General features: G+C 70.4%; 13 protein-coding genes and 2 tRNA genes. 4 read left to right on the plus strand and 11 right to left on the minus strand.

What is annotated here, in order from left to right; translation table 11 throughout:
* Positions 1-103 precede the first annotated feature (103 nt).
* Entirely contained in the window at positions 104-802 is a 699-nt protein-coding gene (locus G3I53_RS07365; RefSeq protein ID WP_164338398.1) for a DUF5324 family protein, read from the plus strand.
* 127 nt (positions 803-929) lie between these two features.
* Here the strand turns inward: G3I53_RS07365 and G3I53_RS07370 are convergent.
* Positions 930-1002: transfer RNA gene (locus tag G3I53_RS07370), tRNA-Ala, on the minus strand.
* A gap of 182 nt (positions 1003-1184) precedes the next feature.
* Here G3I53_RS07370 and G3I53_RS07375 point away from each other — a divergent pair.
* The gene (locus tag G3I53_RS07375) at positions 1185-1733 is read left to right on the plus strand and encodes a DNA-binding protein (protein ID WP_164338397.1); all 549 of its coding nucleotides are present in this window, start codon (positions 1185-1187) and stop codon (positions 1731-1733) included.
* 60 nt (positions 1734-1793) lie between these two features.
* Positions 1794-3500 carry a serine/threonine-protein kinase gene (locus tag G3I53_RS07380; RefSeq protein WP_164338396.1) on the plus strand — a complete coding sequence of 569 codons (1707 nt, stop codon included), beginning with the start codon at positions 1794-1796 and terminating at the stop codon, positions 3498-3500.
* A 55-nt stretch (positions 3501-3555) separates the two neighbouring features.
* On the opposite strand, the gene G3I53_RS07385 is transcribed toward G3I53_RS07380, so the two are convergent.
* Together G3I53_RS07385 and G3I53_RS33670 are read right to left on the minus strand one after the other, a co-directional pair.
* On the minus strand, positions 3556-4839 hold the full coding sequence (locus G3I53_RS07385) for a hypothetical protein (protein WP_203616721.1): 1284 nt from the start codon (positions 4837-4839) through the stop codon (positions 3556-3558).
* A 210-nt stretch (positions 4840-5049) separates the two neighbouring features.
* Complete coding sequence (locus G3I53_RS33670; RefSeq protein ID WP_003999697.1) at positions 5050-5178, minus strand: DLW-39 family protein; 129 nt, start codon at positions 5176-5178, stop codon at positions 5050-5052.
* Between the two features lie 338 nt (positions 5179-5516).
* On the opposite strand from G3I53_RS33670, the gene G3I53_RS07395 reads away from it, so the two are divergent.
* On the plus strand, positions 5517-5903 hold the full coding sequence (locus G3I53_RS07395; protein ID WP_164338816.1) for a DUF6344 domain-containing protein: 387 nt from the start codon (positions 5517-5519) through the stop codon (positions 5901-5903).
* A 531-nt stretch (positions 5904-6434) separates the two neighbouring features.
* On the opposite strand, the gene G3I53_RS07400 is transcribed toward G3I53_RS07395, so the two are convergent.
* The 8 genes from G3I53_RS07400 to dnaN form a co-directional block, all read right to left on the minus strand.
* Positions 6435-6511 (minus strand) — tRNA-Ile (locus G3I53_RS07400).
* Positions 6512-6632: 121 nt separating this feature from the next.
* On the minus strand, positions 6633-7352 hold the full coding sequence (locus G3I53_RS07405; protein ID WP_164338817.1) for a DUF3566 domain-containing protein: 720 nt from the start codon (positions 7350-7352) through the stop codon (positions 6633-6635).
* A gap of 18 nt (positions 7353-7370) precedes the next feature.
* Positions 7371-9962 carry a DNA gyrase subunit A gene (gene gyrA, locus G3I53_RS07410; RefSeq protein ID WP_164338818.1) on the minus strand — a complete coding sequence of 864 codons (2592 nt, stop codon included), beginning with the start codon at positions 9960-9962 and terminating at the stop codon, positions 7371-7373.
* 42 nt (positions 9963-10004) lie between these two features.
* A complete protein-coding gene (gene gyrB, locus G3I53_RS07415) occupies positions 10005-12038 on the minus strand; it encodes a DNA topoisomerase (ATP-hydrolyzing) subunit B (RefSeq protein ID WP_343240566.1) in 2034 nt (677 codons plus the stop codon).
* 688 nt (positions 12039-12726) lie between these two features.
* On the minus strand, positions 12727-13269 hold the full coding sequence (locus tag G3I53_RS07420; RefSeq protein ID WP_164438148.1) for a DciA family protein: 543 nt from the start codon (positions 13267-13269) through the stop codon (positions 12727-12729).
* Positions 13266-14387, minus strand: coding sequence for a DNA replication/repair protein RecF (recF, locus tag G3I53_RS07425; protein ID WP_164335649.1), 1122 nt, complete (start codon positions 14385-14387; stop codon positions 13266-13268). The genes G3I53_RS07420 and recF overlap by 4 nt, the downstream gene beginning before the upstream one ends.
* A gap of 71 nt (positions 14388-14458) precedes the next feature.
* Positions 14459-15334: a phosphogluconate dehydrogenase (NAD(+)-dependent, decarboxylating) gene (gene gnd / locus G3I53_RS07430; RefSeq protein WP_164335647.1), complete on the minus strand. Its 876-nt coding sequence runs from the start codon at positions 15332-15334 to the stop codon at positions 14459-14461.
* A gap of 241 nt (positions 15335-15575) precedes the next feature.
* Positions 15576-16706: a DNA polymerase III subunit beta gene (dnaN, locus tag G3I53_RS07435; protein ID WP_164335645.1), complete on the minus strand. Its 1131-nt coding sequence runs from the start codon at positions 16704-16706 to the stop codon at positions 15576-15578.
* Positions 16707-17322 lie beyond the last annotated feature (616 nt).

Here is a 17322-nt window from a genome sequence, read left to right on the forward strand (position 1 = left end):
CACCCGGATGCCCGCCCGCGCATGCCTCACGGCCGCTCGCGATGCATGATCCGTAAAAGGGTGGAAAGTCGAAATACCGTACGCCACCGAGGAGGAGGAACCCGTGACCCGCATCGACAGCGTGCGCGCCGCGACCGGTTCGGCGAAGGACAGCGTGCTGCACGCCGCGGAAGTGGTGGCGCCCTACGCCGACACGGCCAAGGTAAGGGCCGCGCACTACGCACAGGAGGCCCGCGTACGGCTGGCGCCCAAGGTGACGCAGGCCGCAGGCCAGGCTCGCGTCCAGTACGGCGCGCACATCCAGCCGTACCTGGAGCAGGCCCGGACGCATGTGCCGCCGAAGGTCGACCAGGCCGCCCACGACGCCGCCGCCCGTACGCGCCAGGCCGCGCGACAGGCGGCCGACTACTCCCGGCCCCGGATCGAGCAGGCGATCGCCGTCGCCGGTCCGGCCACGGAGGAAGCGGCCGCGCGCAGCGCTGCCGCGCTGGCCGCCCTGCGCGGTCAGGTCACCGCCCAGCAGATCCAGAAGCTGGTCCGCAAGCAGCAGCGACGGGCCAGGGCCGGCCGGGCCGCCAAGGTGATCGCGATCGCGGGCCTCGTCGCCGGCGGCGCCTTCGCCGCCTGGAAGTGGTGGGACAAGCAGGCCAACCCGGACTGGCTGGTGGAACCGCCGGCCGCGACGGACGTCCCCGAGGGAGCCACGCTGACCTCCGTGGACGGCAGCGGCGCCACCCTGGACCCGGAGGTCCAGGCCAAGGAGGCCGAGGAACAGGCCGCCAAGCGCGACGAGCAGTCCTGACGCGCTACGGCATCACAGCGCGGTGGGCCGGAAGATCCGCGGGATCTCCCGGCCCACCGCGCTGTTTCACGTGAAACGAAGGGCCCCTCCGCCATCTGCTGTCCGCAGACGGGAGGGGCCCGGGTTGTGGAGCCTAGGGGAGTCGAACCCCTGACATCTGCCATGCAAAGACAGCGCTCTACCAACTGAGCTAAGGCCCCGGAAACGAAGCGTCCGCCCGGAAAAGGTGCATCCCGGCGGGCGCCGCACACCAGAGTACCGGGTCACCCCGGGGATTCCGCAAAAGGATTGGGGTCCCCGTGACCAACCACGCTCCGTAAGATGCTCGGACGTGGTTCGCTACAGCGAACCGCGGTTCTTGGGGAAGCGATGGGGAGACGCAATGGACGCCGCACAGCAGGAAGCCACCGCAAGAGCGCGGGAACTGCAGCGGAACTGGTACGGGGAGCCACTGGGGGCGCTCTTCCGTAGGCTCATAGACGACCTGGGTCTCAACCAGGCTCGTCTCGCGGGTGTACTCGGACTGTCCGCGCCGATGCTGTCACAACTCATGAGCGGCCAGCGGGCCAAGATCGGCAACCCCGCGGTCGTACAGCGGGTCCAGCTGTTGCAGGAACTCGCGGGACAGGTCGCGGACGGAAGCGTGAGCGCGGCCGAGGCCACTGAGCGCATGGAGGAGATCAAGAAGTCGCAGGGGGGTTCGGTGCTCAGCAACACCACGCAGACGACGAGCAGTTCAGGGGCGCCCACGGTCAAGCGGGTCGTCCGGGAGATCCAGTCCCTGCTGCGCTCGGTGGCGGCCGCCGGCGACATCATCGAGGCAGCCGACTCCCTGTCCGCCACGCACCCGGAACTGGCGGAGTTCCTCCGGGTCTACGGCGCCGGCCGCACCTCCGACGCCGTGGCGCACTACCAGTCCCACCAGAACTGATCCCGGCCCGGCCGCGGAAGACGAAGGGCGACGGCACAGGGGGAGGGGCGGGGCACAGCCATGGGTGAGGTGTTCGCCGGCCGGTACGAACTGGCCGATCCGATCGGACGCGGCGGTGTGGGCGCCGTATGGCGCGCCTGGGACCACCGGCGGCGCCGCTATGTGGCCGCCAAGGTGCTGCTGCAGAGCGACGCCCACTCCCTCCTGCGCTTCGTACGCGAGCAGGCACTGCGCATCGACCACCCCCATGTGCTCGCCCCCACCAGCTGGGCCGCCGACGACGACCAGGTCCTCTTCACCATGGACCTGGTCGCCGGCGGCTCACTGGTCCACCTGGTCGGCGACTACGGCCCGCTGCCGCCGCCCTTCGTCTGCACGCTGCTGGACCAGCTGCTGGCCGGGCTCGCCGCCGTCCACGCGGAAGGCGTCGTCCACCGCGACATCAAGCCCGCCAACGTGCTCCTGGAGGCGACCGGCACCGGCCGGCCACGCCTGCGCCTGTCCGACTTCGGCATCGCGATGCGCCTGGGCGAACCCCGCCTGACCGAGACCAACCTGGTGGTCGGCACGCCGGGCTATCTCGCGCCCGAGCAGATGATGGGCTCCGAGCCGGACTTCCCCGCCGACCTCTTCGCCGTGGGACTGGTCGCCCTGTACCTGTTGGAGGGCGCCAAGCCGGACACCAAGGCCCTCATCCAGTACTTCGCCGACCACGGGACACCGAAGGCTCCCCAGGGCATCCCCGAGCCCCTGTGGCAGGTCGTGGCGACCCTGCTGCAGCCCGATCCCGACGCCCGCTTCCGCACGGTCACGGGGGCACGCAGGGCGCTGGCCTCGGCAGCCGAGCTCCTCCCGGAGCCCGGACCGGACGACGAGCTGATCGAGATCTTCAACCAACTCGGGCCGCTCCCACCGGGGTTCGGACCGGACGGTCCACTGAAGCGGGCGTCCGGGGTGCGGGTCGGCGGCAGCGGCACGTCCACGGGGACGACGGAGGCCGGCCGGCCGTCTGCGGAGGAGAGCTCCCGGCCGGTGGCCCACCCGTACATCGGCGACTCCCCTGGCGTCCCGGAGCCCCGGCCCGGGAACGGTGCGGAGGTCGGTGTCGCAGGCACGGGGACGGACGCCCCACCCGCCGATCCACGCCGGACCACCCCCACCACCGGAACGCCACCCCCGGCGCCCCCGCAACAGCCCCCATCTCACCCCCCACAGCCGCAGTCGCAGTCGCAGTCGCAGTCGCAGTCGCAGTCGCAGTCGCAGCCCAGCATGTCGGACACCGGGAGCTTCCACCTGCCGCCGCCCGGGGCAACGCCCGCCCCCGCCCCGTCGGCGCCACCTCCGCCCGCTCCCCAGCCGCCCGGGCTCCCCCCGCACGCGTACGCCAACCAGCCCGCGCAGGAGCAGGGTCAGGCCCAAGCCCAAGCCCAGGCCCAGCAAGCCCTCCCCCCTCAACGGCCCCCTGCCACCGCCCCCGTCTTCCCCCCGCATGACCCCACTCACCCGCTGCGCACCCCCCTGCCGCCGCGTCCTCCGGCGTATTCCGCACCGGCCCGGCTGCCTGTTGCCGAGCCCTCTACTGCTGAATACACCGCCCGAGACCCGCAGGTTCCACCTCCCGGCGCCGCGGTTTCCCCCGACCGTCCCGCGCACCGCGCCCACCGCCGCCGGCCCCGCCCCGGCCCGCCCGCGAAGGTGGCCGTTCCCCTACTCCTCCTCGCCCTGGCCTGCTACGCCGTGGGCTTCTGGGCACTCGGCCGCATCTGACCGGCCACCCGGCCGACCCGAGGCAGGTCCCCGCCCCACCAACGGCCTGCCCGCCTCACACCGCACCGTCCCGCCAGGAGGCGGCCCTCCGACGCGCCACGACCGTCCACACGCCGAGCCCCAGCAGCAGCGCGCTCCCCGCCCCGAAGCCGCTCACCGCCAGCACCCTCATCGCCGCGGCGTCGCCGTCCGTGCCCTCGGCTGCCGCTTCCCGGTCCGCCGCCGTCACCCCGAAGACGCCCTCGGGCACGGACTCCCCCGCGTAGGCGGGCCCGTACTGTGCCGCACCGTCCAGACGTATCCGCAGCGTCAGCGGCACCGGCCCCGTGCCGAAGTCGTCGGCCACGTCCGCCGCGAGGTGGGCCACGAGGTAGTAGGACCCGGCGACACGCATCGCCGCCACGCGGCCGACGGCGGCATGACGGTTGGCGTGGGCGACCGGCGGGAGGGCCGGAAGGCTGCCCGCCTTCTGGCCGCCGTCGTAGGACACACGCACGTCCGCCACCGGGCCGCGGGCGGGGTTGTGGAGGTCCAGGTCCAGCGCCGCGGCGACGAAGCCCTTGCCGGTGCCGCTCGAACTGCCCAGTTCGGCGGTGACGGACACCTGCTGGCCCCAGTCGACGGGCACCTTGTAGAAGAGCGTGGCGCCCGGGCGGATGTCGTCCCGCCAGACGCCCTCGCCGAGGGGCGTGGCCTGCGCGAACCCGACGCCGCCCGCCCGCCGTCGGGCCGCTCCCGCGACCGGCTCCGGGGAGGCGGAGTTCCACTCCCGGGGCGCGTTCGTCGCACCGGCCGCCTCCAGCGGCGGCTCCGTGACCGCGGCGAGTTCCAGTTCCCATGCAGCGGGGGACGTGCCCGCGCCGTCGGGGTCGGCGCGCTCCACGGCCACGTAGTAGGTGCCGGCCTCCTGGCACAACGACCTGCGGCGGGCCGTCTCGCGCACGGCCGACGCGGTGACCGGGCGCGGGCTGCCGGCGGCGCCGAAGCCGGCCGTGTCCACGTCGCAGGAACGCCCCCGCGCGTCCTGGAGGGAGACCTTGACCCCGTCGCGGACGGAGGAGGCGCCCAGTCCGGCCGGCGGAACAGCGGTGGCGGAGACGTAGGCGGTCGAGGCGGCGTCCAGTTCCAGGCTGTAGTACACGGTTCCCCGGACCGGAAGGGTGCTGCGGTAGACCCGCCCCGGCTCCAGCCGTGCCGCGTCCGCGGTGCTGGGCGTGCCCTCCACCGTCGTCGCCCCCTCGGCGAACGCATAGCTCCCCGGTGCACCGGACGCCGCCGCGGCCGACGGGGCCCCCACCGCTCCGAGCGCGAGCGCGGACACCAGCGTCACCGCACCCATGCGCCGGATCACGGGCGGGCGGTCGCGGCCGGCAGGTGCGCGGCCCCCTCCTCTACACCGCCGTCCCCTCACGCGCCACCCCTCGTCGTATCGGACGTCGATCCGGCGCCCATCCTGCCGCGCGGACCGGGTCCGCGGACAAGGGCCCGTCACACACAAAACCCCGACCGCCGGGGCGGTCGGGGCCTGTTCAGCGTTGGCTGTCGGTACTCACGAACCCGTGGGCACGGAGTCAGTCGCCTCCGTCCACAGATCCTGCTCGGCGCGATCCGCCTGGATCTGGCGGTACACGAGGAGCCCGCCGATGGCGGCCAGTGCGACCAGGAGAAGCTTCTTCACCGCGCGACCTCGTCTTTCCTTGACGTAGGGGACCTCTGGCGCCCGACTATACACACCGGCCGATACCAATCGGTGACCTGCCCGGGCGCCTCAACTCGCCCTCTTCCCGGCCGAGTAGAAGCGGAATTCGTCGATCCGACCAGAGGGTGACGACACCCGCACGGACGGTGATTTTGACTGCTTCTCGCCCGGCTCCCCTCATTTTCACCCCTCTTGCGCCCATCCGGGTGGTGTTCATCTGAACATCGACGCGCCACGGGCGTCGGTCCACCACTTCGTCGCGCTCATACACATGATGAGGAAAGTACGCAAATCGCCCAACCCGAAAGTGAGGGACCGTGGCCAGGAACAAGGTCATGAAGCTCTGGACCGTCATCGTCACCGCCTTCCTCGCGCTGTGCACGGCGCTCGGCCTGATCACCACGACGGCCTCCGCCGCTGTACAGCAGAGCGAGACGAGCCGCAACAGCGAGAGCTCTCCTGAGACGACGGCACCGGCTTCGTCCCTCCGGGTCCACCCGCAAGCCAGGTCACTGCCCCCCACGATGAAGCAGCGCATCCGCGCCGAGGCCCACGGCACGTCGCCCGGCTGCCGTCAGCACCCGTTCGCCGACTCCGGGGCCGCACCGGCGGACGCGGACTGCGCCGACGCCGCCACCGCCCCGGACGACGCCACGGCACCGGCCGGCCCCCTCACCGGCCATCGCATCCCCCTGCAGCGCTGAACCCCCTGGGGACACCTCATCCCGTGCCGTTCCGCTCCCCCGAGTCCTGGCGAACTTGCGTACAGCACCGCACGGCACGCCACAGGCCCGGCAGCTCTCAGAGCTGCCGGGCCTTCCCCATGCCCTCCCGCGCACCCTCCCTCGGCAGCCGGCAACGCGTTCCCCTGCCCGTGCGCAGGGCAGCAGCAGGAACAAGTCATCCGACACACAGGGGGACACCGTCGCGAAGCGCAGGTTCCTGACCTGGGCGCACAGCAGCCCCACGGCGGCCTTCGTGGTCGCCGCGTGGTGGGCGGCATGAGCCGTTGTGTGGCTCATGCCGCCCGGACGCAGACGGCTCGTCCGTCTTCATCGTGTGCGCCTGCGTCTGCGTGCCGGTCTGGACCGTCCTGGGCTTCGAGCGCCTTCGCGCGAAGCGGACCGCCGGTGAGCCGGACGGGCCGGCGCAGCGGGCCTTCGGGCCTTCGGGCCGGAGCTGCCACGCCGTGAACGCCGAAGACCCCCGGTCGTATCGACCGGGGGTCTTCGTGCTGGTGGGGCTAACTGGATTTGAACCAGTGGCCTCATCCTTATCAGGGATGCGCTCTAACCAACTGAGCTATAGCCCCGCCGCGCTCTGCGGTACATGTCCCGCGCGCTGACTCCTGAAGATTAGCGCACGACCGGGGCAGTCCCAAAATCGGTTGTCGGGGGACCGTCGGAGCAGGCCGGACCGGCTCCGTGTGCCGCTCACTCGTCCTCGGCCAGCGTCAGCTCGACACCGCCCACGAAGCCCGCGGAGAGGTTGTAGATGAAGGCGCCGAGCGTCGCCAGGGCGGTCGCCAGGACGACGTCGATGACCGCGATGATCGTGGTGAAGAGCAGGACGTTGGGCAGCGACAGGAACGCCTGGAGGTCGAAGCCGTTCGACTCGTTGGAGCCGGTCGCCTCGGAGATGGTGCCGCCCACGGTCGAGAACACGCCCATGGCGTCCATGACCATCCACAGCACCGCCGACGCCACGATGGTGCAGACGCCGAGCGCGATGGAGAGCAGGAAGCTGACCTTCATCACCGACCACGGGTCGGCCTTGGCCACCCGCAGGCGCGCCTTGCGGACGCGCGGGGTGGTGCGGGCCCCGGTGCGCGGGCGGCGCACCGCGCCGGTCTGGCCGCCGGCCGTCCCGCCCTGCGCCGGATAGGCCTGCGGCGGGTGGTACGGGCCGGACTGCTGCTGCGACTGCCGTTCTCCCGGCAGCGGCGACGCCGACTGCGGGGACTGCTGCGGGCCCCGGCTGTCCGTCACACGTCCCCCCTGGGATCCCTGCGGGCCGGACGCGCGGGTGTCGTCGGCCTTGATCGGCTTGAGGTTGGTCGTGTGCGGATCATTCGCCTGCGCGGCTGAGCCACGGGCACCGCCGTCCGTCCCCGTACTGGTACCGGTGGGTCCGGCGCCCGTGGCTCCGCTCACGCTGACTCACTCCTCGTCCTACTCGGCCGAGGGCGCCTCACCCTCGACCGTGCCGGTGGTCGCGGCACCCTCGTCGGTCTCGTCCACGGCCACGTCGCCGTCGACTTCCTCCGCCTCGCGTCCCGCCTCGGCGTTACGGGCGATGCCGACCACGGCATCGCGCTTGCCCAGATTGATCAGTTGGACGCCCATGGTGTCACGGCCCGTCTCCCTGACCTCGTTGACTCGCGTACGAATCACGCCGCCGGACAGCGTGATGGCGAGGATCTCGTCGGTCTCCTCGACCACCAGCGCGCCGACGAGGGTGCCGCGGTCCTCGACGATCTTGGCGGCCTTGATGCCGAGGCCGCCGCGACCCTGGACGCGGTACTCGTCGACAGCGGTCCGCTTCGCGTACCCGCCGTCGGTGGCAGTGAACACGAACGTACCGGGTCGAACAACATTCATCGAGAGCAGCTCGTCCCCTTCGCGGAAACTCATGCCCTTGACGCCCGAGGTCGCACGGCCCATGGGACGCAACGTGTCGTCCGTAGCGGTGAACCTGATCGACTGCGCCTTCTTGCTGATCAGCAGAAGGTCGTCGTCGGACGACACGAGTTCGGCACCGATCAGTTCGTCGTCGGAACCGTCCTCCTGCTCGCGCAGGTTGATCGCGATCACACCACCGGAACGCGGAGAATCGTAATCCTTCAGCGCGGTCTTCTTGACCAGACCGGCCTTGGTGGCGAGCACCAGGTACGGCGCGGCCTCGTAGTCGCGGATCGCCAGGATCTCGGCGATCACCTCGTCAGGCTGGAAGGCCAGCAGGTTGGCCACGTGCTGACCGCGCGCCTCCCGGCCGGCGTCGGGCAGTTCGTACGCCTTCGCGCGGTAGACCCGGCCCTTGTTGGTGAAGAACAGCAGCCAGTGGTGCGTCGTCGACACGAAGAAGTGGTTGACGATGTCGTCTTCCTTGAGCTTCGTGCCGCGCACGCCCTTGCCGCCGCGCTTCTGCGCCCGGTAGTCGTGCGTCTTGGTGCGCTTGATGTAGCCGCCGCGGGTGACCGTGACGACGATGTCCTCCTCGGCGATCAGGTCCTCGATGGACATGTCGCCCTCGTAGGGGATCAGCTTCGTCTTGCGGTCGTCGCCGTACTTCTCGACGATCGCGGCCAGCTCCTCGCTGACGATGCCGCGCTGGCGCACCGGGGAGGCCAGGATCTCGTTGTACTCGTCGATCTTCGCCTGGAGTTCGTCGTGCTCCTGGACGATCTTCTGCCGCTCCAGGGCCGCCAGCCGGCGGAGCTGCATCTCCAGGATCGCGTTGGCCTGGATCTCGTCGATCTCCAGGAGGTCCATCAGGCCCCCGCGCGCGATCTCGACGGTGTCGCTGCGCCGGATCAGCGCGATGACCTCGTCGATGGCGTCCAGGGCCTTCAGCAGGCCGCGCAGGATGTGGGCGCGCTCCTCGGCCTTGCGCAGCCGGAAGCGGGTCCGGCGGACGATGACCTCGATCTGGTGGGTCACCCAGTGGCGGATGAACGCGTCCAGCGACAGGGTGCGCGGCACGCCGTCCACCAGCGCCAGCATGTTGGCGCCGAAGTTCGTCTGCAGGTCGGTGTGCTTGTACAGGTTGTTCAGGACGACCTTGGCGACCGCGTCCCGCTTGAGCACGATGACCAGGCGCTGGCCGGTGCGCGAGGAGGTCTCGTCGCGCACGTCGGCGATGCCGCCGATCTTGCCGTCCTTCACCAGGTCGGCGATCTTCTGCGCGAGGTTGTCCGGGTTGACCTGGTAGGGCAGCTCGGTGACCACCAGGCACTGGCGGTTCTGGATCTCCTCGACCTCGACCACCGCGCGCATGGTGATGGAGCCGCGGCCGGTGCGGTAGGCCTCCTCGATGCCCTTGCGGCCCACCACCAGGGCGCCGGTCGGGAAGTCGGGGCCCTTGATGCGCTCCATCAGCGCGTCGAGCAGGTCCTCCTGGGAGGCCTCCGGGTTCTCCAGGTACCACTGGGCACCGGCGGCGACCTCGCGCAGGTTGTGCGGCGGGATGTTGGTCGCCATACCGACCGCGATGCCCGCCGAGCCGTTGATCAGCAGGTTCGGGAAGCGGGCGGGCAGGACGGTCGGCTCCTGGGAGCGGCCGTCGTAGTTGTCCGTGAAGTCGACGGTCTCCTCGTCGATGTCGCGGACCATCTCCATCGACAGCGGCGCCATCTTGCACTCGGTGTACCGCATGGCCGCCGCCGGGTCGTTGCCCGGGGAGCCGAAGTTGCCGTTGGAGTCCACCAGCGGCATGCGCATTGACCACGGCTGCGCGAGGCGGACCAGCGCGTCGTAGATCGAGGAGTCGCCGTGCGGGTGGTAGTTGCCCATGACGTCGCCCACCACGCGCGCGCACTTGTAGAAGCCGCGCTCGGGGCGGTAGCCGCCGTCGTACATGGCGTACAGCACCCGGCGGTGGACGGGCTTGAGGCCGTCACGGACGTCCGGCAGCGCACGCGAGACGATGACGGACATCGCGTAGTCGAGGTAGGAGCGCTGCATCTCCGTCTCGAGCCCGACCGGCTCCACGCGCAGGGCGAGGCCGTCCTCTTCGGGCGTGACGGGAGTGTTCTCGTCGGTCATTGCTGGTGAAGATCCTTCCTGATGCGGTCAGCTGAGACCGACTCAGATGTCGAGGAAGCGGACGTCCTTGGCGTTGCGCTGGATGAACTGGCGGCGGGCCTCCACGTCCTCGCCCATCAGGACCGAGAACAGGTCGTCGGCCTGCGCCGCGTCGTCCAGGGTGACCTGGCCGAGGACGCGGTGCTCCTGGTCCATGGTCGTGATGCGCAGCTCCTCGGCGTTCATCTCACCGAGGCCCTTGAAGCGCTGGATGGAGTCCTCACGGACCCGCTTGCCGCGCTGGCGCCCCATCTCGATCAGCGCGTCGCGCTCGCGGTCGGAGTAGGCGTACTCCACCTCGTCCCGGCCCCACTTGATCTTGTAGAGCGGGGGACGCGACAGGAACACGTGCCCGGCCTCGACCAGCGGACGCATGAAGCGGAACAGGAACGTCAGCAGCAGGGTGTTGATGTGCTGGCCGTCGACGTCGGCGTCCGCCATCAGGATGATCTTGTGATAGCGGAGCTTCTCGATGTCGAAGTCCTCGTGCACACCGGTGCCGAAGGCCGAGATCAGCGCCTGGATCTCCTGGTTCTGCAGGATCTTGTCGATCCGCGCCTTCTCGACGTTGAGGATCTTGCCGCGGATCGGGAGGATCGCCTGGTACTCGGGGTTGCGGCCGGACTTGGCCGAGCCGCCGGCGGAGTCACCCTCGACGATGAAGATCTCGCACTTGGCGGGGTCGTTCGACTGGCAGTCGGAGAGCTTGCCCGGCAGGGACGCGGTCTCCAGCAGTCCCTTGCGCCGCGTGAGGTCGCGGGCCTTGCGGGCGGCGACGCGCGCCGTGGCGGCCTGGATGCCCTTGCGGACGATGTCCGCCGCCTCGTTGGGGTTGCGGTCCAGCCAGTCCGCGAGGTGCTCGTAGACGACCTTCTGGACGAAGGTCTTCACCTCGGTGTTGCCCAGCTTGGTCTTGGTCTGGCCCTCGAACTGCGGTTCGCTCAGCTTGACCGAGATGATCGCCGTGAGGCCCTCGCGGATGTCGTCACCCGTGAGGTTGTCCTCCTTGTCGCGCAGCAGCTTGCGGTCGCGCGCGTACTTGTTGATCAGCGAGGTGAGCGCGGCGCGGAAGCCCTCTTCGTGCGTACCGCCCTCGTGCGTGTGGATGATGTTGGCGAAGGAGTACACGCCCTCGGTGTAGCCGCCGTTCCACTGCATGGCGACCTCGAGGGACAGGTGCTTGTCCTTGTCCTCGGCCTCCAGGTCGATGACGGTGGGGTGCACCACGTCCCCCTTGCGGGAGTTGAGGTACTTCACGAAGTCGACGATGCCGCCCTCGTAGTAGTACGAGACGTGCTTGACCTCGTGCTTCTCGTCCTCGCCCGCCTCGTCCGCACCGGCGGTGGCCTTCGCCGACTCCCGCTCGTCGGTGAGGTTGATGCGCAGCCCCTTGTTGAGGAACGCCATCTCCTGGAAGCGTCGCGAGAGGGTCTCGAAGGAGTAGTCGGTGGTCTCGAAGATGTCGGGGTCGGCCCAGAAGGTGACCGAGGTGCCGTGCTCCTCCGTGGCCTCGTGCCTGGCGAGGGGGGCAGTCGGAACACCCAGCTTGTAGTCCTGCGTCCAGCGGTAGCCGTCGGTCTTGATCTCGACGGACACCTTGGTCGACAGGGCGTTCACGACGGACACGCCCACGCCGTGCAGACCGCCGGACACCGCGTAGCCGCCGCCTCCGAACTTTCCGCCCGCGTGCAGGACCGTCAGCACGACCTCGACGGCCGGCTTGCCCTCGGAGGGGACGATGCCGACCGGGATGCCACGCCCGTTGTCGACGACCCGCACGCCGCCGTCAGCGAGGATCGTGACGTCGATGGTGTCCGCGTGACCGGCCAGCGCCTCGTCGACGGAGTTGTCCACGACCTCCTGCACCAGGTGGTGCAGGCCTCGCTCACCGGTCGAGCCGATGTACATGCCGGGTCGCTTGCGGACCGCGTCCAGGCCCTCGAGGACGGTGATGGCGCTGGCGTCGTACGAGGCGGTGGCCTCGGCGTCAGCGTCGGTGGACGGGATGATCTCGTTGGGGTTGCCGGAATCGGCCACGAAGCGCCCTTTCTGGCACAGCACGAGCCGAACTCCTGGGGGTACCCCCTTTGGGGGAGGTCGCCGGAGCGGCTGCGGCATGTTGCGTTGGTAAGCCTTGATCAGCGTTGCTCAGCTTTTCCCGGGCGGTCCCCACGATCGGGGCGGGATTGGCTCCAGTCTACCGGTAGCGCTGACATCGATGGGGGTTTGCGGGTACCTGGATCCGCATGTGCCGCCCTCAACCGGCCTCTCGCGACTCCCGATATGCGGAAGGGGGCCCCAGGCGGCCCACGAGGGCACTCAGCGCTTCTGACCGTCAACCCTTTGCTACTTAGGAGTCAGGTGGCGGTTCGCCACCGTGTGCGGTGCGCGGGCGAGGGGGTCGGGACCGCCCCGATCAGGGGGTTGAGAAGCCCTGATGTGATGTCAATCACGTGCTGCGGAAGGGCCGGAAATCGATGTTCTTCATCCGTACGTGTCACCGCGGCGGGTGCTCGTGCACTCCGGGACGGAGTCAACGGGGCTGCCGAGTTGCGCAGCGCATGGCGTGCCGCTCCCGCCTGAGCAACGCATGACGGTCCGACGCCGCCCCGTGATCCGAGCGTTGCCGTCGGGCCGACCGGGCGCGGTCCGAGGACCTGCGGGGCACCCACCACCAGCCCCCGGACCACACGGACGGCGCGGGCGGCGCGGAGCCGCTGCCCGGCTAGCCGTACGTGTCGCCGGGACCGGTGCTCCCCGGCGCGCGCAGAGGGCCGTAGCGGCGCGCGGGACCGCCGGGACCGTTGACCTTGATCAGCTTCACCCTGCCCTGCCCGAGGTCCTGGTTCAGCCGGGCGACCAGCGTCGGCGCGAGCAGCCGCAGGTTCGTCGCCCAGGCCGTGGAGTCGCAGCGGACGAACAGGACCCGCTCGTCCTCGTCGTACCGCTCGGGCGCGCAGTGTTTGGCCACGTCCTCGCCGACGATCTCCGGCCAGCGCCCCATCACCCCGCCGACCGCGGCCGGCGCCTCCCAGCCCCGCTCGGTCAGCAGACGGTTGATCGCCGCACCGAGCGCCATGGGGTCCCGCCGGTCGGCACCCGCGCCGGAGCGCAGACCGCCGCGTCGCACCTGCTTCTTCTGCCGGGCCGCGTCACCGCGCGCGCGGGCCGCCTCCCGGGCCGCCCGCAGCGCCACCCGCGCGAGGTCGACCCCGGACTGCTGCGGCACGTCCCCCGGGGCGCCCCCGGGCTCACGGGGCTCGCTCATGCGCGCTCCACCGTCCCCTCCGCCACCCGGAACCGCGTCCCCGCCAGGACGTGCGGGACGTCGTCGTCCACGGCCGCCGTCACCAGGACCTGCTCACCGGGCGCCACGAGCTCGGCGAGCCGCTCACGGCGACGGGTGTCCAGCTCCGCGAAGACGTCGTCGAGCACCAGCACCGGTTCGTTCCCCTCGGCGCGCAGCAGGTCGTACGACGCCAGCCGCAGGGCGAGCGCGTAGGACCACGACTCGCCGTGGGAGGCGTACCCCTTCGCGGGCATCTCGCCCAGGCGCAACAGCAGATCGTCGCGGTGCGGGCCGACCAGGGTGACGCCCCGCTCGATCTCCTGCTTGCGCACGTCCGACAGCGCCGCCATGAGCTGCTCGAACAGGTCCTCACGCGTGTGCGCCTCGCCGGGCGCGGACGGCTTGTACTCCAGCGCGAGCGGCCCGCCCCCCGGCGCGAGCTGCTCGTACGCCTTGTCCGCCAGCGGCTGCACCGCCGCGATCAGGTCCAGGCGCTGCGCGAGCAGCTCGGCACCGGCCCGCGCGAGGTGCTGGTCCCAGACGTCCAGCGTCGACAGATCCAGGGTGCGGCCGCCGTGCCGACGGGCCAGCGCGGCCGACTTCAGCAGGGTGTTGCGCTGCTTGAGCACCCGGTCGTAGTCGGAACGGACACCAGCCATGCGCGGAGCGCGGGCGGTGATCAGCTCGTCCAGGAAACGGCGCCGCTCGCCCGGGTCCCCCTTGATCAGGGCCAGGTCCTCGGGCGCGAACAGCACGGTGCGGACGATCCCCAGCACGTCGCGCGGCCGGACCTGCGAGGAACGGTTGATGCGGGCCCGGTTGGCCCGCCCGGGGTTCAGCTCCAGCTCGACGAGCTGCTGCCGCTCCCCCTGACGGACCTGCGCCCGGACGATCGCGCGGTCGGCCCCCATCCGCACCAGCGGGGCGTCGGAGGAGACCCGGTGGCTGCCGAGGGTGGCGAGGTAGCCGACGGCCTCGACCAGGTTCGTCTTGCCCTGGCCGTTGGGACCGACGAAGGCCGTCACTCCCGGGTCGAGCGGGACCTCGACCCGGGAGTAGGACCGGAAATCGGCCAGCGACAGGTGCGTGACGTGCATGGTCGTTCGCCGACCTCCCCCGGCGCCGTGGGCCGCGGTGCGGCCCTGTGGATGACTGCTTCTCCTGTGGATTACTTCTTCTCGACCGCGTGACCACCGAACTGGTTGCGCAGGGCCGCGATCATCTTCATCTGCGGCGAGTCCTCCTGACGCGAGGAGAACCGCGCGAACAGCGACGCGGTGATCGCGGGCAGCGGGACCGCGTGGTCGATGGCCGCCTCCACAGTCCAGCGTCCCTCACCCGAGTCCTGTGCATAACCCCGGAGCGCCCCCAGGTGCTCGTCCTCGTCGAGGGCGTTCACCGCGAGGTCGAGCAGCCAGGAGCGGATGACCGTGCCCTCCTGCCAGGAGCGGAACACCTCCCGGACGTCCGTGACGGAGTCGGCCTTCTCCAGCAGCTCCCAGCCCTCGGCGTACGCCTGCATCATGGCGTACTCGATGCCGTTGTGGACCATCTTGGCGAAGTGGCCCGCGCCCACCTTGCCGGCGTGGACGGAGCCGAAGTCGCCCTCGGGCTTCAGCGCGTCGAAGACCGGCTGCACCTTGGCGACGTGCTCCTTGTCGCCGCCGTACATCAGCGCGTAGCCGTTCTCCAGGCCCCAGACGCCGCCGGAGACACCGCAGTCGACGAAGCCTATGCCCTTGGCGGCCAGCTCCTCGGCGTGCTTCTCGTCGTCCGTCCAGCGGGAGTTGCCGCCGTCGACCACGACATCGCCGGGCTCAAGCAGGTCGGCCAGCTCGTCGATGGTGGCCTGGGTGGCCTCGCCGGCCGGGACCATCACCCACACCACGCGCGGGGCAGCCAGCTTGTCCACCAGCTCGCCAAGGCTGTGGACGTCGGCGAGATCGGGATTGCGGTCGTATCCGACGACGGTGTGGCCTGCGCGGCGGATCCGCTCGCGCATGTTGCCGCCCATCTTGCCGAGGCCGACGAGACCGAGCTCCATCAGTTGTGTTCCTTAGGTTGCGACGTGACGTGGCGTGGCGGCACGGACGTGCCGTGGCACTGATGTACCACCCCGAGCCTAAACCCGGACGCTCACGCACATCTGTGGGCGTAAGCGCTCATGCGCACGCCCTCACCTGCGGGTTCGTCCCCAGAGGCTTCCTGGGCCCGGCCGATCCGGCGGGAGCCGGTCGTCCACGGGCCCGGGAAGCGTGGTGCACACCTGTGGACGGTGCCGCCGCTCAGCCGCTCAGCCGCACCGGCATGATCAGGTACTTGTAGGCGTCGTCCGCCTCCGCGTCCACCGCGGGCCGCCCGCTGAGCAGCGCGGGCTTGGTGGACGTGGTGAAGGACAGCTGCGCCACCGGGGAGTCGATCGCGCTCAGGCCGTCCAGCAGGAACGTCGGGTTGAAGGCGATGGAGATGTCGTCGCCCTCCAGCTGGGCGTCGACCCTTTCCACAGCCTGTGCGTCGTCGCTGGAGCCGGCCTCCAGGATGAGCACACCCTGCTCGAAGCTGAGCCGCACCGGGGTGTTGCGCTCCGCGACCAGCGCCACGCGCTTCACGGCCTCCACGAAGGGGGCGGTCTCGATCACGGCGACGCTGTTGAACTCCGTCGGGAACAGCGTGCGGTACTTCGGGAGGTCGCCCTCCAGCAGACGGGTCGTGGTGCGGCGGCCGGCGCCCTCGAAACCGATGAGGCCCTCGCCCGCGCCCGAGCCGGAGAGCGCCAGGATCACCTGGTCACCGCTGGTCAGGGCCTTGGCCGTGTCCAGCAGCGTCTTGGCGGGGACCAGGGCGACCGCGGACGCCTCCGGGTTCTCCGGCTTCCACAGGAACTCGCGGACCGCGAAGCGGTAGCGGTCGGTGGAGGCGAGCGTCACCGTGTCGCCCTCGATCTCGATGCGCACACCCGTCAGGACGGGCAGCGTGTCGTCGCGGCCCGCGGCGATGGCGACCTGCTGCACGGCGGAGGCGAAGACCTCGCCGGGGACCGTGCCCGTGGCGTTCGGCATCTGCGGCAGGGCCGGGTACTCCTCCACGGGCAGGGTGTGGAGCGTGAACCGCGAGGAGCCGCACACCACCGTCGCCCGTACACCGTCTGTGGAAATCTCCACCGGCCGGTTGGGGAGGGCACGGGAGATGTCGGCGAGCAGGCGGCCGGAGACGAGCACCGTGCCCTCCTCCTCGATCTCCGCCTCCACCGAGACCCGCGCGGAGACCTCGTAGTCGAAGCTGGAGAGGCTGAGCTGACCGTCCTCGGCCTTCAGCAGCAGGCCGGCGAGGACAGGCGCCGGCGGACGGGCCGGGAGGCTGCGTGCCGCCCAGGCCACTGCCTCCGCGAGTACGTCGCGTTCCACCCGGATCTTCACTGTTGCCGCCTCCTGCTGTTGCCGGCGCTTCTCGCCCTGCCTGGCTTCGTCGTCTGACTCGGTGTCATCGCTCCCGGTGCTGGGAAGGACACCGGGGACCAGTCTGACGCACCGCACTGACAGTAGGTGCCTCTCGGGGTCAAGTCGTGACGAGGGGCAGTCGGGGTCGAAGCACCGAGTTGTGCACAGGACCCCCTTCGAAACGAATTCCTCGCTCTCTCTAGTTGGGAGTAGTAGTAGGGCCTGTGGATACCGTGGATAACCCTGTTTCCGCAGGTCAGCGCCCAGATTTTGTCCACTGGCCCTGTGGGCGGTGGCAGTGGACAACCAGGGGCTTCTGTGGAGAACGGAAAGTTCTGCACATCCCGTGCACAGGTCGGGGCGAGTTCTCCCCAGCACCGTCCCCAGGTTTCGGCGTCTTTCCCACAGGGTCTCGCGGCACCCTGATGTGACGCCTTTCACTCGACCCGGTGAGGGCGGGCGTCACGTTGCCGAACAGTGGACAGGCATGTGGAGAAAACGGTGATCGCTGGGGACAACAGCCTCCAGCCTGTGGGTTGCCCGTGGACAACTCCGTGCACAGGCTGTGGATCATTTTGTTGTCCACAGCCTGTGG

The sequence above is a fragment of the Streptomyces sp. SID14436 genome (assembly GCF_010548465.1).
Classification (GTDB): domain Bacteria; phylum Actinomycetota; class Actinomycetes; order Streptomycetales; family Streptomycetaceae; genus Streptomyces.